The 19778-nt window shown below is 72.3% G+C and carries 8 protein-coding genes; 4 read left to right on the top strand and 4 right to left on the bottom strand.

What is annotated here, in order from left to right; translation table 11 throughout:
- Positions 1-99 precede the first annotated feature (99 nt).
- Together ABH931_RS38215 and ABH931_RS38210 are read right to left on the bottom strand one after the other, a co-directional pair.
- Positions 100-1338, bottom strand: coding sequence for a ParB/RepB/Spo0J family partition protein (locus tag ABH931_RS38215; protein WP_370124327.1), 1239 nt, complete (start codon positions 1336-1338; stop codon positions 100-102).
- Positions 1335-2483 (bottom strand): ParA family protein, encoded by a 1149-nt coding sequence (locus ABH931_RS38210; RefSeq protein ID WP_370124325.1) that lies wholly within the window; start codon positions 2481-2483, stop codon positions 1335-1337. The genes ABH931_RS38215 and ABH931_RS38210 overlap by 4 nt, the downstream gene beginning before the upstream one ends.
- A gap of 211 nt (positions 2484-2694) precedes the next feature.
- On the opposite strand from ABH931_RS38210, the gene ABH931_RS38205 reads away from it, so the two are divergent.
- Positions 2695-3984 (top strand): DUF2637 domain-containing protein, encoded by a 1290-nt coding sequence (locus ABH931_RS38205; protein ID WP_370124323.1) that lies wholly within the window; start codon positions 2695-2697, stop codon positions 3982-3984.
- Between the two features lie 2177 nt (positions 3985-6161).
- Here ABH931_RS38205 and ABH931_RS38200 read toward each other — a convergent pair.
- Both ABH931_RS38200 and ABH931_RS38195 read right to left on the bottom strand, forming a co-directional pair.
- Complete coding sequence (locus tag ABH931_RS38200; RefSeq protein ID WP_370124321.1) at positions 6162-6866, bottom strand: response regulator; 705 nt, start codon at positions 6864-6866, stop codon at positions 6162-6164.
- Entirely contained in the window at positions 6863-8263 is a 1401-nt protein-coding gene (locus ABH931_RS38195; RefSeq protein ID WP_370124319.1) for a sensor histidine kinase, read from the bottom strand. The genes ABH931_RS38200 and ABH931_RS38195 overlap by 4 nt, the downstream gene beginning before the upstream one ends.
- Positions 8264-8407: 144 nt before the next feature.
- On the opposite strand from ABH931_RS38195, the gene ABH931_RS38190 reads away from it, so the two are divergent.
- The 3 genes from ABH931_RS38190 to ABH931_RS38180 form a co-directional block, all read left to right on the top strand.
- On the top strand, positions 8408-9121 hold the full coding sequence (locus ABH931_RS38190) for an ABC transporter ATP-binding protein (protein ID WP_370124317.1): 714 nt from the start codon (positions 8408-8410) through the stop codon (positions 9119-9121).
- Complete coding sequence (locus ABH931_RS38185) at positions 9118-11544, top strand: ABC transporter permease (RefSeq protein ID WP_370124315.1); 2427 nt, start codon at positions 9118-9120, stop codon at positions 11542-11544. The genes ABH931_RS38190 and ABH931_RS38185 overlap by 4 nt, the downstream gene beginning before the upstream one ends.
- A 280-nt stretch (positions 11545-11824) precedes the next feature.
- The coding region (locus tag ABH931_RS38180) for an amino acid adenylation domain-containing protein (RefSeq protein ID WP_370124313.1) at positions 11825-19778 on the top strand (7954 nt) is incomplete at its 3' end.

Raw genomic sequence — 19778 nt, 5'->3', positions numbered from 1 at the left:
GGGAGGCGAAGGGCCCGCATCCCAACAGGGGGGAGCGGGCCCTTTCCGGAGTGGTGGGCTTGAGGCGGTTGGTGTTGTCCGCGGACAACACCAACCGCCTCAAGCGGACTGGCTGGCGAGTCGGTCGGCGACCAGCTGGACCAGTTCGTCGAGCTCGTCAGGCTGCAGGTTGGCGAAGAGCAGGTCGGCGAGCGAGCCGAGGTCGGACCAGGTGAGCGCGGCCGAGGGGCTGCCCTGGTGGGGGATCGAGGCCGTGGACTCGACCGGGGTCGGCGAGGCGGGGGAGGGGCGTGTGGTGCCGGAGGCTGACGCCGGATCGCTGTGCTTCTCCTGCGCGGGAGTGTTGTCCGCGGACAACACCGGGTTCATGGCCGGCGCATCGTGCTTGGCCGATGACGCGGTGGCAGGCGCCTGAGGGTGCGCGGCCGCCGGAGCGGGTGACTGGGTGTTGTCCGCGGACAACACATCCTGCGCTGCCACGGGGGAGGCCTCGACGGGGGAGGCCTCTGGTACGTCGGTGGGAGCGGCGGCCGGGCTCTGCGTGTTGTCCGCGGACAACACATCCTCGCGGGCGCGGCGCACGAGGTCCTTCTCGGCCTGGCGGGCCTGGCGCTCATCCGCCTTCGCGGCCTCGAGCCACTCGACCAGTTCGGCGGCGGTCAGGTGACCGTTGTCCTTGAAGTGGCGGGCGATGCGGCGGCCGTCACGCTCGGGCATGCCGGCGCTCAACAGCGCCTGGATCTCGTCGGGGAGCGTCAGCAGGATCAGCTGGTTCGTGACCCAGGAACGGTCGCGGCCGAGCCGGCCCGCGGCCGCGGCCTGGTTGCCTGCGCAGACGTCGACCAGCTGGGCGACACCGCGGGCGCGCTCCATCACGTCGAAGTCCTCGCGGTCGAGGTTCTCCTTGAGCAGGTTGTCGATGAAGTCCTCGCGCGAGGTGGCGAGCTCGTCGCGCAGAACGAAGTCGAGTGCTTCCAGCCCGACGTGCACGGCGCAGCGGAATCGGCGTTCGCCGTTGATGAGGACGACCTCGGCCGCGCCGATCTGCTGCTCGTGCTCGGGCCACAGCGCCAGGTAGGCGGCCCGGGTGACGCCTGTGCAGGCGGCGAGCTGGGCCTTGCGCAGGCTCTCGCCGAACGCGGTCTGGTCGGCCTCGGTGCCGAAGTTGCGGCGGGGGTTGAGCGGGGTGGGGGCGACGTCGGTGAGCTGAACGCGCACGAGTTCGTAGTCGGGGATGGAGCCTTCGGCGATGGCCTTCGCCCGGCCGCGCTCGGACAGGCGGTGGTTGCGCACCTTGCCGAAGGATGATCCCTGGCCCAGTCGGTCGGCGACGGTCACTGGCTGATCCTCCGGGCGATAGCGCGCATGGCACTGGCTTGTTCGGACGTGGGTGCGTAGGACAGGAGCGGCTGCTTGAAGCGGACGGCTTCGCGCTGCTCGCGCAGGTCCGGGACGACGGCGACAACGGGTGGCTCGCCGATGCTCTCCCAGTTCTCCAGGGAGGAGGTGGCGATGAAGCCGCGCCGGGAGTCGTAGAGGTTGACGACGATGCCGAGCTGGGTGACGTCCATGTCCAGGTCGGCGCACAGGGAGTCGACCTGCTCGAGGAGCATGTCGTAGGCGTCGGCGGAGGAGTCCTCGGCCTGGACCACGACGAACATGCCGGCGTCGCCTTCGGACTCGCCGTCGCGGGTGCGGACGAAGTAGAGGGCGTTGTCCATCGCGTAACCGAGGCTGGGCGGGCAGTCGACGATGACGTAGTCGAAGTCGGCTTCCAGCGGACGCAGCGCGGTCTCCAGGGCGGCTTCCTTGCGGCGGATCTCGCGCTTGTTGGCGAGACTGGCGTCGAGGAGGAAGGCGTCCTTGCAGGACGGCAGGACGTGGAGGCGTCCGCCGAAGGCCTCGTCCTTGATCTGTACGAGCAGGTCGGCGATGGTGCCCTTGCCCTCGCCGAGCATGAACTTCATCAGGCTCGGCTCGCCGTAGACGATCGGGTCGATGCCGAACTGCTGGGTGAGGTGGGACTGCGGGTCGAAGTCGACGAGCAGGACCCGGTAGCCGCGTTCGGCGAGGGCCTGCGCGGTGCCGGCCGAGGTGGCTGTCTTGCCGACGCCGCCCTTCTGGTTGCAGAAGATGATGCGGTGACAGCTCGTGGCCCGTACCTCGATCACGGCGTTGGCCGTGAGCCACAGCCGGGTGGCCTGTGCGATCCCCTGGGCGTAGGAGAGGCCGTGTTCGGTGCACCTGGCTTTGAGGCTGTCGTACAGACCCGTGGGCAGGTAGGTGGAGAAGGGCGTTCCGCCGGAGGTGTCGACCTGGGGGAGCGGATCGGGGTGGCTCATCCAGGCGTTGATTCCGTCGGTGACAGCGTCCTTGATGTCCACGGACAGCTGAGCGGCACGGACCTTGAGTTCCTGTCGGAGCGCTGGCGGCAGCTTCGACACTACCTTTTCCCGGTCGTCCGGGGCGTAGGGCGCAGTCATGCCGGTACCTTACTAACGCGCAGGGCTGTTGGTGGGTCACATCGCCCTCGTGTCGTACCCAAAGACCGATTTGCCTGGTAAGTCGGCCCCGCAGTGGGGCCGGATACCATCGCCGGCGCTCGCCGCGCCGGAATCCGGTGGCACATCGGCCTGTCATGCGCGTGTGAAGCTAGAGACCTGAGTACCAGGACAAGACGTAAGAGGGAGCGGAATGAACCGGCGCCAGTTGAGCAGCGGCCAGAGGACGCTGGTGCTGATCGTGGTGACCGGAACGGTCGTCATCTCCCTCATCGGGTTCGTCGGCTCCTACGACGCCGTCCTCAAGCTCGCTCAGCGCAACGGCTTCGGCTGGTTCTCCTACCTCCTCCCCATCGGCATCGACGTCGGCATCACCGTTTTCCTCGCTCTCGACCTGCTGCTGACCTGGATGCGCATTCCCCTGCCGATCCTGCGTCAGCTGGCCTGGGTGCTGACCGGCGCGACGGTCGTCTTCAACGCGGCATCAGCCTGGCCCCGCCCACTGGCCAGCGGCATGCACGCGGTCGTCCCGCTGCTCTTCGTCGCCGCCATCGAAGCCGCCCGCCACACCGTCGGACGCCTGGCGCAGATCGAGGCCGACCAGCTCTTCGAGCGGACCCGTCTGGGGCGCTGGATCTTCGCACCGATCGCGACGATGCGCCTCTTCCGCCGCCGCATGCTGTGGGAGCTGCGTTCCTACGAGGAAGCCCTCGAGCACGAGCGCCGACGGCTGGTGTACCGGGCCCGACTCCGCGCAAGCTACGGACGGTTCTGGCGGCACAAGGCGCCGGTGGATCTCATCCTGCTGCTGAAGCTGGCGAACCTCGGTGAGGCGCTGCCGGAGTTCAAGCTGGATGTCGTTCCCGTCCTGCCGGGGCCGGTGGCGCAGATCCCGTCGGCCGCGGACCCCGCGGTGAAGGCATTGCTGCCGCAGCCTCGTGAGGCGCAGCCCGCCCCGCAGCCCGCCCCGGTGATCGCCCCCCTGGTCGTGGCGGAGCCGGCGGCGGCCGCCGCCGTGCTACCCGCCGGGCCCGAGGAGCGGGCTGTGGGGGAGGTCGCGGAGGAGGTTGTGGGGGAGGTTGTGGGGGAGCTGTCGCGGACTTCGGTACCGGCAACGCCCGAACTCCCCGACGGGCAGGTGGCTCCCCCCAACGAGGAACCCGCACCCGTGCCGGAGACGGCGCCCACCGCGTCCGCACGGCAAGCTGCGCCCCAGCCGGAACCGATCGTCGAGCAGGGACAGGCCGGTCCGCCCCACAGGACCGCGGTCGACCAGTACCGCCTGGCGTTCAACGACTACACCCACCATCACGGAGCCTTCCCCGACGGCGACCAACTCGCCCAGTGGCTCTTCGAGCAGCACGGGATCACCGGTCGGTCCGGCGAAGCCCTCAGCTCCGGGCACCTGCGCCGCTACCTTCCCCGCTTCAAGACGGCGTGGGACGCCGACGACCAAGGAGCCGCGCTGAGCGCTCCCCGGTGAGGCGCAGGGGCGCGCGGGAACGCGCAGGGATACGCAGGCGTGCGCAGGGATGCGGAACGATTCCGGAATGGACCCGCACCCGACCGTGCTCTCGGCGCTCTTCACACGATCCTCGCATTCCTGGTCCGCGGCGCCGACGACGTGGATCGGGTGCGTCGGCCCGCGCCGAGGACCGTGTTGCGCCACAGGCATCAACGCGCTGCGCGTGCCCGACGCACGCCGGGACCAGTCGCTCACTCCATACGCGCCGGGGCGGGGGCGGGGGCCGCCCACCAGCGCTTTTCGGCCACGGGCGGGGAGTTCGCACCGGGCGCGGCATGGTTCGGCGAACCCGGCGGACCTGGCCTGGCCGGGCCGGCGGCCGACCTTGCCTCAGGCTGTCACAGAGGTGGAGGAATGGCGGCCTACTTGTCCAACGAGGACAAACAGGGCGGGCGCGGCGGACCTCGGATGATGCTCCGTCATCGAATGTTGTGTACGCGCCCGACTACTGCAAACGCGGCACCGGGGCGCGCTAGGGTGGCGATCACCACCCGAACAAGGTGGTCCATGTCCTTGTCCGAAATGGACGAAGCGGCCCTGCTCGCCAAAGTCCGGGCCGCTCCGTCTCCGATGTGAAGCTGTGCGACGACCGTAGCAGGCTGTCAGGCGCCAGGCGGCGCTAACGGCCCTTAGGAGAGCCGATGTGGCTCTCTCGTTACTCCGTAGTACGGCGGAGAGGTCATATGTGCAACCGGATGTAGGCGGCGCCTCGAGAGGCAGAGCCGGCCGATGACTACGGGAGGCACGACGGGGGACTTCGAGGGCGACGAGATCGTCCCCGAAGAGTGGCCGACCTACTACACGCAGGTTCCGGTCTGGGTGCTGCTCAGCGGAGTCTCGGCGAAGGCGTACCTGATGTACGCGTTCCTGGCCGAACACATCAACAACCGGGTTCCTGGGCAGCGGATCGCCTGCCCGAAGCAGACCGCGATCGCGCGCGTCCTCGCGCTGAAGGACGACCGGAAGGTCGCGGGATACCGGCGGGAGCTGGAGGACCTGGGCGCGATCCGGGTGAGCGAGTACCGCTACCGCGGTGGCATGCGGCGCGGCTACCGGTACGTGGTCCGTTTCAATCCGCCGCTCGGCTACGAGGGCCTGATGACGCTGGGCCAGTTCTACGACGCCCACCCGGACGTGCGCTCGGCCTCCTCGGAGGGCCGGACGCAGGCGGCGGGCGTGGTGCTGCAGCACGTGGTGCCGCAGCAACGGGAGGGCTCCAGCCCAAGGCCCACCACGGTCACGGCGGCCACGGCGCGAAGACGGCCCGCGGGCCGTGGCCAGGACGCGCCCGTGATCCATCCCGATGTCGCCCTGGTCCTCGCGGCCTTACCTCGTGAACTGAGGGCGGCGATGCTGGAGACCGCGCGCAGCGAGGCCCCGAAGACCCTGGTGTCGGAGATCCAGCGCCAGCTCCTCGGCCGCACCACCGGCCAGCTCGTGGAGCGGGTGGGGCGCCGCTGGCTCGTGCACCGGTACGCCGAGCGTCTCGCCGCAGGGGAGCTGCGGCGACCGGTCGGCGCGGCCGTGGCGATGGTGCGTGCGGGCGCATGCCCCGATCCGCGCTGCGAGGACGGGGTGGGCCTGGACGACGGGCGGGCGTGTCCACGCTGTGCGGAGCGTCAGGCGGACCACGCGAAGAGCCGGCGGGCAGGCCACCGACCGCCGCGCACCGGCGAGGTGAGCATCCCGCGGCAGGACCTGGCACCCACGCGGGGTGAGCACCCGACGCCTCTTTGGTGGGAGTGCCGCGCGTGCCGTGACACCGGAAAGGGTGCCGCGCCGATCGACGGACTGTGCCGGAGCTGCAGAAACGCGCTCCGTCCCGGTGGTGGGGGGGGGGCCCCCCCCCCCCCCCCCCCGGGGGGGGCCCCCCCCCCGGGGGGGGGGGGGGGGGCCCCCCCCGGCGGGCCCCCCCCCCCCCCCCCACGCCAGAACTACACCAAGAGAAACCAGACCAAGGAGAGGGGAAACGACGGCTGCGCCTCGGCGCGGAGCGCCGCTGACGCCGAAGGCTCCCTACCGGTAGGAGACAGAAGCGGACTGCCGTCTGTCACCTGTCCAAGCGCACTTGCGACGTCAGTTGAACACCGGGCCGCTCACCGTTCAGGCGGCGGGCGGCCCGCCCCGAAGGCCCGTCACTCGTTCTCACTGCCGGGTGCGACCAGGCCCGTCTCGTAGGCCAGGACGACGGCCTGCACCCGGTCGCGCAGGCCGAGCTTGGCCAGGATGCGGGCGACGTGGGTCTTCACGGTGGCCTCGGACAGGTGCAGGTGCGCGGCCAGCTCGGCGTTGGAGAGGCCCCGGGCCACCAGTCGCAGCACCTCGGACTCACGCGCCGTCAGCGTGCCGAGCGCGCTGTGCCGGGCGGACGGGTCCTGGCCGCCCGGCAGCGGGATCTCCTCGCGGCGGGCGAAGCGGGAGACGAGACGCCGGGTGATGGCGGGCGCCAGCAGCGCGTCGCCGGACTGGACCATGCGGACCGCCGAGACCAGGTGCTCGGGGCTCACGTCCTTGAGCAGGAAGCCGCTGGCTCCGGCGTTGAGGGCTGCATAGACGTACTGGTCCAGGTCGAAGGTGGTCAGGATGATGACCCGCGGCACCCGCTCGCCCTCCGCGGCCAGGATCCGGCGGGTCGCTTCCAGCCCGTCCATCTCGGGCATGCGGATGTCCATCAGCACCACGTCCGGCATGGTCCGGCGCACCGCGTGGACGGCCTCCGTCCCGGTGTCCGCCTCGCCGACCACCTCGATGCCCTGCGAGGCGAGGATCATCTTGAACCCAGTGCGCACCAATGCCTGGTCGTCCGCGATCACGACTCGCAGCGGGGTGGTCGTGGTCACGCGTCCTCCATGAGGTCCAGGGGAATCGAAGCCTTCACGCGGTAGCCGCCGGTGAGCCGGGGCCCGGTGTGCAGGGTTCCACCGTAGAGGGCCAGGCGTTCGCGCAGCCCGACCAGGCCCTTGCTGCTGCCGGTGGCCGCGGCCGCACCGCGGTGGCCCTCGGTGTTGGCCACGTCGACGGTCAACTCACGGTCCGCGTAGTGGACCTGGATGGTGGCGGCGGCGCCGACCGCGTGTTTGACCATGTTGGTGAGCGCCTCCTGGACCACCCGGTACGCGGTCAGCTCCACACCCGGGGGCAGTGCCCGCCGGCGGCCGGTGACGTCGAGGGTGATGTCGATGCCGGCCAACCGCATCCGGGCCACCAGCGCCTCCAGGCCGTCCAGGCCCGGCTGCGGGGCCAGCTCGGCCTGAGCGGCCGGGTCGTCGCCGGAACTGTCCATCGTCAGCAGACCCATGACGTGCCGCAGGTCGGACATCGCGGCGCGGCCTCCGGTCTCGATCGCGACCAAGGCCTCCTTGGCCATCGCCGGGTTCTGCTCGACGACCATGCGGGCCGCCCCGGCCTGGATCACCATCACGCTCACGTTGTGCGTCACCACGTCGTGCAGCTCGCGCGCGATGCGTGCGCGTTCGTGCTCGACCGCCTGCCGCAGCGCCTCGATCTGGTCCAGCTCCAGCGCCCGCAGCCGGGCGTGGCTCTCCTCGGCCCGGCCGGCCCAGAGCCGGTGCCCCAGTGCCGCCACCACCACCGGGAAGAGCAGCAGCGCCCCGATGATCCAGTTGGGGAAGTGCGGCAGTTGCGCACGCGAGATCAGCAGCACCAGCACCACGGCCGCGACGGGCAGGCTGGCCACGGAGAGCTGCCGGTAGGGGCTGTGGGCGATCGCGCTGTACAGGGCCACGGTGGCGACGAGCGAGGCGACGAACAGCACGTCGGGGTAGGCGTGGCGGGCCAGCAACGCGATGTCGAGGGCCAGCTGCGCCCACAGGGCCGTCAGCGGCGCCCGGCGCCGCCAGGCCAGGGGCAGGGCGGCGGCCGCCGCCAGCAGCGTGATGTCCAGAGGGCTGGAGGGCGCGTTGGGTGCGTCCTCGGCGTAGCGGACCGCGACCAGGGCGAAGGCGATCGCCACCACCAGGTCCACGACCTGCTTGCGCCGGCCCGGCCGCGGCAGCGGATCGGCCTTCAGTGCCTGGGCGCCGAACCGTTCGCCCAGCAGGCGGGCCGGCAGTCGTCCCAGGACCCGGCCGAGCAGGCTGCCGAGCCGGTCCGCGGTGCGGGCGCGCGGGGCGGCGGGAGCGGTTGCCGGTGGGGCGGCCGGGGGAGAAGAGGGCGGGGGGTCCTCCTGGGGCGCCGGTTGACCTGCGGTGTCCGGCCTGCTGTTCAAGCTGTACATCTCCCGACTACATCAGAAGGATGATTCCGGAGGCCATCGTCCGCGCGTGGTACCGGAAATGCCTCCCGAGGCCGAGGTGGCCGATCACCGACCGACCCTAGCGTTGAGGGTGTCGGGAAGATGGCGTGAGAAGGGGAAATGACGATGACCGAGCCCGTGATTGAACTGAGTGGTGTGCATCGCCAATTCGTGGACGGCCCGGCGGCTCTTCGCGATGTTTCGCTGACCGTCCAGCCGGGAGAGGCGGTGGCCATCCTCGGCCCGTCCGGGAGCGGCAAGTCCACCATGCTCAACATGATCGCGGGCCTGGACCGCCCCGACTCCGGCACCGTCACGGTCGCCGGCGTCCGCGTGGACAAGCTCGGCGAGGCCGGCGCGGCGAAGTACCGCCGCAACAAGATCGGCATGATCTTCCAGTTCTTCAACCTGCTCGACGACCTCACCGTCCTCGACAACATCCTGCTGCCCGCCGAGATGATGGGCGTCGGCCGCGGAGAGGCCCGCAAGCGCGCCAACAGCCTGCTGGAGACCCTCGGCATCGCCAAGCACGCCCGCGCCTACCCGGGCCGCCTCTCCGGCGGCGAGCGCCAGCGTGTCGCGGTGGCGCGCGCCCTGATGAACCGCCCGCCGCTGCTGCTGGCCGACGAGCCGACCGGCGCGCTGGACTCCGCCTCCGGCGAGGAGGTCAAGGGCCTGCTGCGTGAGCTGCACGCCGACGGGCAGACCATCGTCGTGGTCACCCACGACGAGAGCCTCGCGGCGAGCTTCGCCACCCGCATCGTCCGCTTCCGCGACGGTCAGATCGCCTCCGACACCCGCGTCCAGAACGGTTCTCCCGAGCCGGTGGTGGCCCGATGAGCGCCCTCGGAAAGGTCATGGGGGCGGGCGTCCGCCGCCGCAAGGTCCAGACGATCGTCACCGGCCTGGCCGCGATGATGGCCGTCACCGCCTCGGTGCTGGGCGGCTCGCTGCTGGTGGCCTCCAACGCCCCGTTCGACCACGCCTTCGCCCAGCAGAACGGCGCGCACCTCGCCGCCCAGTTCGACTCCGGCAAGGTCACCGCCGACCAGGTCGGCGCGAGCGCCCACGCCTCCGGCGTCACCGCCAGCGCGGGCCCGTTCCAGACCGTGACCGCCGGACCGACGAGCGTCGTCGGGCTGACCCTGCCGGCGGGCATGAGCATCGACCCGATGAAGCTGGTCGGCCGCTCCGACGCCGGCGGCCCGGTCGACGACGTCACTTTGACCTCGGGCCACTGGGTGTCAGGTACAGGGCAGATTGTCGTATCAGCCGACTACTCCGGCCCCGAGATCACTGTCGGTGAGAAGGTCGACTTCCCGAACGCCTCCGGCGGCACCACCGAGCTCACCGTCGTCGGCATCGCCCGCTCCGTCAGCCGTACCGCAGATGGCTGGGTCGAGCCCGGCCAGGTCTCCGACCTGGCCGCCAAGGGCTCCAGCACCGGCCTGCAGATGCTCTACCGCTTCTCCTCCGCGAACACCGCGGCCCAGCTCACCGCCGACCGCTCCGCCGTCGCCTCCCAGCTTCCGGCCGGCTCCGTCAGCGGCACCCGCACCTGGCTCGACGTGAAGAACAGCAACAACAGCAGCACCGGGATCTTCATCCCCTTCCTCACCGCCTTCGGTCTGCTGGGCGTGCTGATGTCGGTCCTCATCGTCGGCAACGTCGTCGCCGGCGCCGTCGGCTCGGGCACCCGTCGCATCGGCATCCTCAAGGCCATCGGGTTCACCCCCGGCCAGGTCGTCCGCGCCTACATGGGCCAGGCGCTGATCCCCGCCGTCATCGGCACCGTCCTCGGCGCCGTCATCGGCAACCTGGTGGCGGGTCAGATCCTCTCCGCCACCGAGCAGGTCTACGGCACCACCTCGCTCAGCGTCGCCCCGTCCGTCGACGTCGGCGTGATCGCCGGCGCCCTGCTGATGGTCTCGGTCACCGCGCTGATCACGGCGCTGCGCGCCGGCCGGCTGCGCACCGTGGACGCGCTCGCCGTCGGCCGCACGCCCCGCTCCGGGCGCGGCCAGGGCGCCGCCCGCATCGCCCGGGCCCTGCCGCTTCCCCGGCCGATCACCCTGGGCCTGGCCCAGCCCTTCGCCCGTCCGGCCCGCGCGATCGCCATGGTCACCGCGATCCTCTTCGGCGCCACCGCCGTCACCTTCGCCTTCGGTCTCGGCACCTCGCTCCAGCGGATCCAGGACTCCAAGAAGAGCACCGCCGACGTCACCGTCCTCACCTCCGCCCCGCCCGGAGCCGGCACCGGCCCGGCCTCCGCCCCCGGAGCCTCGGGCGGCTCGGCCTCCGGCAGCGGTGCGCGGACCGGCACCGCCACCCCCGGCAGCGTCGACACCTCGGCGATGACCCGCGCGATCTCCGCGCAGCCGGGTACCCGCGACTACTTCGGCTCGGCCCAGACCCAGGTCACCGCGGCCGGGACCACCGGCAGCGTCGACGTGACCGCCTTCATCGGCGACGCCACCTGGTCCGGCTACGAGATGGTCACCGGCTCCTGGTTCACCAAGCCCGGCGAGGCCGTCGTGCCCACGCCGTTCCTGACCGCCACCGGGACCAAGGTGGGCGACACCGTCGTCCTGACCGACCACGGCAAGGCGATCCCGGTGAAGATCACCGGCGAGGTCTTCGTCACCAAGAACCAGGGCATGACCCTGCTCACCGACGCCCGGACCCTGGCCTCGGCCGAGCCGAACCTGCACGCCGCGTACTTCTCCATCCGGCTGAAGTCCGGCACCGACCCGAACACCTACGCCAACGCCCTCAACACCGCGCTGCAGCCCACCGGCGCCATCGCCCAGGTCGGCGACGGCGGCGGCGCCAGCCAGCTGCTGATCATGCTGGACGCGCTGACCGGCCTGCTCACCCTGATGCTCGTGGTCGTCGCCGGACTCGGCGTCCTCAACGCGGTGGTCCTCGACACCCGCGAGCGCATCCACGACCTCGGCGTGGTGAAGGCGCTGGGCATGACGCCGCGCCAGACCATCTCGATGGTCGTCGCCTCGGTGGTCGTCATCGGCGTCGCCGGCGGCGTCGTCGGAGTGCCGCTCGGGGTGGAGCTCCAGCGGATCGTCGTTCCGGCGATGGGCAACAGCGCCGGCCTGCGGCTGCCGTCCGAGGTGCTGGACGTCTACCACGCCCTGCCGCTGACGCTGCTGGGCCTCGGCGGCCTGGTCATCGCCGTCCTCGGCTCGCTGCTGCCGGCCGGTTGGGCGGCCAGGACCCGCACCGCGGTCGCCCTGCGCACCGAGTAAGCCCGACCGCACGACCGCACACCCGACAATCGTCGAGGGGCGCTCCGGGATTGATTTCCCGGAGCGCCCCTCGCGTGTTTCCGGGGTTCAAGAGGCTGTTCAAGTGGCTCATCGAAGCACTTGAACGGCTGGTCAGGCACTGGTTGAGGGGCTGTCGGCCGGTGGGACATAGTGGCCTGCGGCAGGGTCGGGTGCCGGTGTCGAGGATGCGTGGCGCGGCAGAAGTAAGTCGACGAACTCTTGTCACTTGTCAAGAAAAAGGAATTCCGAAGGAGTCCTGATGATCCCCCTGTCGTTCGCCCAGCGCAGGCTGTGGTTCATCGAGCAGCTCAACGGCCCGAGCGCCACCTACAACACCTCGCTGGCGCTCCGTCTGCGCGGAGCGGTCGACCCGGCCGCGCTGGAGGCGGCGCTGCGGGACGTCATCGAGCGTCACGAGGTGTTGCGCACCGTCTTCGCGACCGCCGACGGCGAGCCCTACCAGCGAGTCCTCCCCATGGACGAGCTGGACTGGGAGCTCGGGACCGGCGAGACCACCGAGGCAGGCATCAGCGAGGCGGTGGCGCAGACCGTCGGCCACGCCTTCGACCTCGCGGTGGAGGTACCGGTACGGGCACGGCTCCTGCGGATAGCCCCCGAGGACCACGTGCTGGTGGTCCTGCTGCACCACATCGCCGGTGACGGCTGGTCACGCGCCCCGCTGATGCGGGACCTGACGACGGCCTACGCGGCCCGCCGCGAGGGCGGCGCCCCGCAGTGGGAGCCCCTGCCGGTGCAGTACGCGGACTACGCGGTGTGGCAGCGGGACCTGCTGGGCGACGAGAACGACCCCGAGAGCCTGATCTCGCGTCAGGTCGGCTACTGGCGCGACACCCTCGCCGGCGTGCCGGAGGAGCTGGAGCTCCCCTTCGACCGGACCCGCCCGCTCACCCCCAGCCAGGCCGGGCACGCCGTCACCTGGGACATCCCCGCCGACGTCCACGCCCGGCTGGCGGCGCTGGCCAAGGCCGAGGGCGTGACGCTGTTCATGGTGCTCCAGGCCGCCCTCGCGGTCCTGCTGTCCCGGCTCGGCGCCGGGGACGACATCCCCGTCGGCTCCGCGATCGCGGGCCGTACCGACGAGGCGCTCAAGGACCTGGTCGGCTTCTTCGTCAACACCCTGGTGCTGCGCACCGACCTGTCCGGCGACCCGACCTTCCGCGACGTGCTCGCGCGCGTGCGCCGGACGAGCCTGTCGGCCTTCGCCCACCAGGACGTGCCGTTCGAGCGCCTGGTCGAGGAGTTGGCGCCGACCCGCTCCCTGTCCCGGCGCAATCCCCTCTTCCAGGTCATGCTCACGCTGCAGAACGCGGGCTCGGCGGCCATGCCCACCGGCGGCGCCGTCTCACTGGCCGGCCTGGAGTGCACGCCGCTGGTCCACCAGTCGACCGCGGCCAAGTTCGACCTCGACGTGATGATCGGCGAGCGCCGCGACGGGCAGGGTCGTCCGGCGGGGTTGCGGGGGACGTTGACGGCGGCGACGGATCTGTTCGACCCGGCGACGGCGCAGTCGCTGTCGCAGCGGTGGGGCCGGGTGCTCGCGGCGGTGTCGGCGGATCCTGGTGCGCTGGTGCACGGGATCGACGTGCTGTCGGCGGACGAGCGCGAGCGGGTGCTGGTCGCCTGGAACGACACCGCGGCCGAGGTGCCCTCGGCGTCGGTGCCGGAGTTGATCGCGGCGCGGGCGGTGGAGAACCCACAGGCGTCGGCCGTGGTCAGCGGTGCGTCGGAGCTGACGTACGCGCAGATGGAGGAGCGGGTCTCCCGGTTGGCCGGCCTGCTCGTCGAGCACGGCGTGGGCGCGGAGTCGCTGGTCGCGGTCTGCCTGCCGCGCGGCGTCGACCTGGTGGTGGCGCTGCTGGCGGTGTGGCGGGCGGGCGGCGCGTATGTGCCGATCGACCCGTCCTACCCGGCCGAGCGGATCTCCTACATTCTCGACGACTCCCGCCCGGCACTGGTGTTGAGCGACACCGCCACGCTGGCCAAGCTGCCCGAGGTGGTGGCGCCGGTGCTGGCCCTGGACGACGCCGGGTTCGCGCAGCGGCTCGCCGATGCCCGTCCCCGGCCGGTGTCGCCGGTGGCGCTGGACCGTCTCGCGTACGTGATCTACACCTCCGGTTCGACCGGCCGGCCCAAGGGCGTCGCGGTCCCGCACCGGGGCCTGGTCAACCTCGTCTCCGTCTTCGGCCCGATGATGAACGCCGGCCCCGGCAGCGGAGTGCTCCAGTTCGCCTCGTTCAGCTTCGACGCCTCCGTCCTCGACCTCACCGCCACCCTCACCTCCGGCGCCGCGCTCGTCGTGGCGGCGGACGCCGAGCGGGGCGACACCCGGTTCCTGGCCGAGCTGGTGCGGCGCGGCAACGTCAGGGCCGCCAGCGTGGTCCCCTCCCTCCTGCGCGTCCTCCAACCGGCCGACCTGGCGGGCGTGGAGACGCTGCTCGTCGGCGCGGAGGCCATCGACACCACCCAGGCACGGCTCTGGTCCCAGGGCCGCCGCCTGGTCAACACCTACGGCCCGACCGAGGCCACCGTCATCGTCGCCACCGGAGACGTCGACCCGCGCCGTCCGGGGCCGGTGCCGTTCGGCACGCCCATCGCCAACACCCGCGTCTACGTCCTCGACCAGCGCCTGGCCCCCGTCGCGCCGGGCGTCGTGGGAGACGTCTACCTCGCCGGCATCGGTCTGGCCCGCGGCTACCTGGGCCGTCCCGCGCAGACCTCGGCCGCCTTCGTCGCCGACCCCTATGCCACCGAGGGCGACGGCGCGCGGATGTACCGCACGGGTGACCGCGCGCGGTGGAGCGCCGACGGACAACTCGTCTTCGCCGGCCGCGCCGACGAACAAGTCAAGATCCGCGGCTTCCGCATCGAACCCGGCGAAGTCCAAGCCGTCCTCGCCGAACACCCGGGCGTCGCCCAGGCCGCCGTCATCGCCACCGAACTCACCCCTGGCGAACTCGCGCTCGTCGGCTACGTCGTCCCTGACCAGAACGAGAACACCGAGACCCTGCCCGCCGCCCTGCGCGAGTTCACCGCCGAACTGCTGCCCGACCACATGGTCCCCGCAGCCGTCGTCGTCCTGGACACCATCCCGCTCACCGCCAACGGCAAACTCGACCGCGCCAACCTCCCCGCACCCGAGCCGACGACCGGGGCCGGCCGTGCGGCGGCCACCGTCGTCGAGGAGATCGTGTGCGGCGCCTTCGCGCACGTGCTCGGCCTGCCGAGCGTCGGCGTCGACGACGACTTCTTCACCCTCGGCGGCCACTCGCTGCTCGCCACCCGGCTGATCAGCCGCATCCGCACCGTGCTCGGGGTGGAACTGCCGCTGCGGACCCTCTTCGAGGCCCGCACGGCGGGCGCCCTGGCCGCCCGCCTGCCGGGCGCGGACCGGGCCCGCGCCGAGCTGACCGCCGTCACGCGCCGGCCGGAGCACGTTCCGGCCTCCTACGGCCAGCAGCGGCTGTGGTTCCTCGGCCAGCTGGACGGGCCGAACCCCGGCTACAACATGCCCGTCATGCTGCCGCTGTCGGGCGACGTCGACCTGGCCGCGCTCTCGGCCGCGCTGCGCGACGTCATCGGCCGCCACGAGGTCCTGCGCACCGTCTACCCGACCGTGGCCGGCCACCCCTACCAGCGGGTCCTCGGCATGGACGAGCTCGACTTCGAACTGCAGCGGGTCCCCGTCGCCCCGCAGGAGCTCGCCGCCGCGGTGGCCCGCGCCCGCGACCACGCCTTCGACCTGGCCACCGAGACCCCGATCAAGGCCTGGCTGTTCACCACCCCCCAGGACGAGCAGGTGCTGGTCCTGGTGATGCACCACATCGCCGCCGACGGCTGGTCCATGGGCCCGCTCGGCCGCGACCTCGCCACCGCCTACGCCGCCCGCCGCGAGGGCCGCGCCCCCGCCTGGGCGCCGCTGCCCGTCCAGTACGCCGACTACGCGATCTGGCAGCGCGAGCTGCTGGGCGACGAGAACGACCCCGACAGCCTGATCTCCCGCCAGATCGCCTACTGGCGCGACGCCCTCGCCGGCGCGCCGGAGGAGCTGGAGCTTCCCTTCGACCACCCGCGTCCCGCCGTCACCGGCCACGCGGGCCACCACGTCCAGGTCGAGGTCCCGGCCCAGGTGCACGCGCGCCTGGCGCAGCTGGCCAACGACGAGGGCGCGACGCTCTTCATGGTCCTGCAGGCGGCGCTGGCCGTCCTGCTCTCCCGGCTCGGCGCCGGCACCGACATCCCCATCGGTGCCGCCGTCGCGGGCCGCACCGACGAGGCGCTCGACGAGCTCGTCGGCTGCTTCGTCAACACTCTCGTCATCCGCACCGACCTCGCAGGCGACCCCACCTTCCGCGAGGCGCTGGCCCGCGTCCGCGAGGCCGGACTCGGCGCTTTCGCGAACCAGGACGTGCCGTTCGAGCGGATGGTCGAGAGCGTCGCACCCACGCGCTCGCTGTCCCGCGCGCCGCTCTTCCAGGTGATGCTGACGCTGCAGAACAACACCCGCACCCGGCTGACCCTGCCGGGCCTGGAGCCGGGCACCGCCCCGACGACGCCGCTCTCCTCCGCGCGCACCACCGCGAAGTTCGACATCGACCTCACCGTCGCCGAGAGTACGGACGCGGGCGGCCGCCCGGCCGGCCTGCGCGGCCAGCTGACCCTGGCCGCGGACCTCTTCGAGTCCGACACGACCCGGCTGCTGGCCGAACGGTGGGTGCGTGTCCTCGGCGCCCTGGCGGACGACCCGGGCCGTCGCGTCAGCGAGGTGGACGTGCTCGCCGCCGACGAGCGCCGCCGGGTGCTCGTCGACTGGAACGCCACCGACACCGAGTTGCCCGGCACGCTGGTGCCCGAGCTCTTCGCCGCCCAGGCGGCCCGCACGCCCGACGCCGTCGCCGTGGTCTGCGCGGGCGAGCAGATCACCTACGCCGAACTCGACGCCCGCGCCGGGCGCCTGGCCACGGAGCTGGTCCGCCTCGGCGCCGGTCCCGAGTCGCTCGTCGCGGTGTCGATGGACCGCTCGGTGCCGCTGGTGGCCGCGATCGTGGCCGTGTGGAAGGCCGGCGCCGCCTACGTGCCGGTCGACCCGGAGTACCCCGCCGACCGGACCGCCTTCGTCCTGGAGGACGCCCGCCCGACACTGATGCTGGCCGACGCGTCCGCGCACACCGCGGTCGCCGTGGCGGCCGACCAGGGGATCACCGCTCTGGTCGTGGACGAGCCGGCCACCGCCGAGCGGATCGCGGCACTCCCGCCGCTCGGCCCCGGCGGCGCGGCCTCGCCCACCGGGCTCGCCTACGTCATCTACACCTCCGGATCGACCGGCCGCCCCAAGGGCGTCGCCGTCGCCCACCGAGGTCTGGCCAACGCGGTCTCCGTCTTCGGCCCGGCCTTCGGCGTGCGGACCGGCGCCGGTGTGCTGCAGTTCGCCTCGTTCAGCTTCGACGCCTCCGTGCTCGACCTCGCCGTCACCCTGACCGGCGGCGGCACGCTGGTGGTCGCCGACCCGGCCGCACGCGCCGACACCTCCGCGCTCGCCGAGCTCGTCCGCGCGACCGGAGTGCGCACCGCCAGCGTGGTGCCGTCCCTGCTCGGCGTCCTCGACCCGGCCGAACTGGCCGACGTGGAGACCCTGCTGGTCGGCGCCGAGGCCATCGACAGACGGCTCGCCGAGCTGTGGGCGCGCGGCCGCCGCCTGGTCAACACCTACGGCCCGACCGAGGCCACGGTCATGGTCGCCGCCGGCGACGTCGACCCCGAGCGGGTCGGGCCGGTGCCGTTCGGCTCGCCCATCGCCAACACCCGCATGTACCTGCTGGACGAGTTCCTCACCCCGGTCGCGCCCGGCGTGGCGGGGGAGCTGTACGTGGCGGGCGCGGGCCTGGCCCGCGGCTACGTCGGCCGCCCCGGCCTGACCGCCGAGCGCTTCGTCGCCAACCCGTTCGCGGCGGACGGCGCGCCGATGTACCGCACCGGCGACCGCGCCAAGTGGACCAGCCAGGGTCAGCTGGTCTTCGCCGGCCGCGCCGACGAGCAGGTCAAGATCCGCGGTTTCCGCATCGAGCCCGGCGAGGTCCAGGCCGTCGTCGCCGAGTGCCCCTCCGTCGTCCGCGCGGCCGTTGTCGTGCGCGAGGACGAGCCGGGGGACAAGCGCCTGGTCGCCTACGTCGTCGTCGCAGAGGGGGAGGATTGCGCTGACGTGCCCGGTGTGGTGCGGGCGTTCGTCTCCGAGCTGCTGCCGCCCTACATGGTGCCCGCCGCCGTCGTGGTCCTGACCGAGCTGCCGCTGACCGCCAACGGCAAGCTGGACCGCCGGGCCCTGCCCGCTCCGTCCCACGCCGCCGGCGCGTCCGGCTCCCGCGGCCCCGCCACCGCGCACGAGGAACTGCTGTGCACGGTCTTCGCCCAGGTGCTGGGCGTGGAATCGGTCGGCGTCGACGACGACTTCTTCACCCTCGGCGGCCACTCGCTGCTCGCCGTCTCGCTCGTCGAGCGGCTGCGCGAGCGCGGCGTCGCCGTGTCCGTGCGCGCCCTCTTCGAGACGCCCACCGTCGCCGGGCTCACCTCGGCGGCCGCGCCCGAGCAGGTCGTCGTGCCGGACAACGCCATCCCGGCGGACGCGCGGCGGATCACGCCGCAGATGCTGCCGCTGGTCGAGCTGACGCAGGGAGAGATCGACCGGGTCGTCGCCAAGGTCGAGGGCGGCGCCCGCAACGTCGCCGACGTCTACCCGCTGGCCCCCCTCCAGGAGGGCATCCTCTTCCACCACCTGATGGGCGCCGACCACGGCACCGACGCCTACATGTCGCCCATCGTCCTGGAGTTCGAGTCCCGGACCCGGCTGGACGAGTTCTGCGCCGCGCTGCAGTTCGTCGTCGACCGGCACGACATCTACCGCACCGCCATCGTGTGGGAGGGACTGCGCGAGCCCGTCCAGGTCGTCGCCCGCCACGCGACGCTGCCCGTCGCCGAGGTCCTGCTCGACGAGGCGACCGAGGACCGCGTGGCGGCCCTGGTGTCCGCCGTCGGCTCGATGATGGACATCGGCTGCGCCCCGCTGCTCGACATGCACCTCGCCGACAGCGCCGAGGCAGACGGCCGCTGGCTCGGCCTGCTGCGCATCCACCACCTGGTCCAGGACCACACCGCGCTGGAGGTGCTGATCGGCGAGGTCCGCACCATCCTCGACGGCCGCGCCGACGAGCTGCCCGCGCCGATGCCGTTCCGCGACTTCGTCGCCCAGGCCCGCGGCGGCGTCGACACCAGCGCGCACGAGGAGTTCTTCGCCCGCCTGCTCGGCGACGTCGACGAGCCCACCGCGCCGTTCGGCCTGACCGACACCCGTCGCGACGGCGCCGACTCGGCGAGCTGCCGCGTCGGCCTGCCCGACGCGCTCGCCTACCGCGTCCGCGAGGTCGCCCGCCGCGCCGGCGCCAGCACCGCGACCGTGCTCCACGTGGCGTGGGCGCGGGTCCTCGCGGCCGTCTCCGGCCGCGCGGACGTGGTCTTCGGCACCGTCCTGTTCGGCCGCATGAACGCCGGCAGCGGCTCCGACCGGGCCGTGGGCCTGTTCATGAACACGCTGCCGGTCCGTCTGCGCGTGGACGAGACAGGCGCGCTCGACGCGGTCACCCGCATGCGCGGGCTCCTCGCCGAACTGCTGGAACACGAGCACGCCCCGCTCTCGCTCGCCCAGCAGGCCAGCGGCGTCCACGGCGACACGCCCCTGTTCACATCTCTGTTCAACTACCGCCACAACAGTGCCGCGGCCCGCGGCGCCGACCGCGAGCGTGGCGCGGGCTCCGGCCTGCCGGGCGTGCGGACGGTCTTCAGCCAGGAGCGCACCAACTTCCCCCTCGCCGTCTCCGTCGACGACAACGGCGACAGCCTGGGCCTGGCCATCGATGCCATCGCCCCGGTCGACCCGCAAGCCGTCGCCATCCTGCTGCGTACCGCACTCGAGAGCCTGGTCACCGCCCTGGAGACCACCCTCGACGGCGCACCCGACCGCCCACTCGACGCCGTCGAGGTGGTGGATGCGGAGGAGCGGGGTCGGGTGGTGGTGGAGTGGAATGCGACGGCGGTGGAGGTGCCGGCTGCGACGTTGCCTCAGTTGTTCGAGGCGCGGGTGGCGCGGACGCCGGATGCGGTGGCGTTGGTGGCGGATGGCGTCGAGTTGTCGTATGCGGAGTTGG

The sequence above is a fragment of the Streptacidiphilus sp. MAP12-33 genome, assembly GCF_041261265.1.
Taxonomy (GTDB): Bacteria; Actinomycetota; Actinomycetes; order Streptomycetales; family Streptomycetaceae; genus Streptacidiphilus.
Note: the sequence above shows the minus strand (reverse complement) of the source record. Positions and strands in the feature narration are given on the sequence as shown.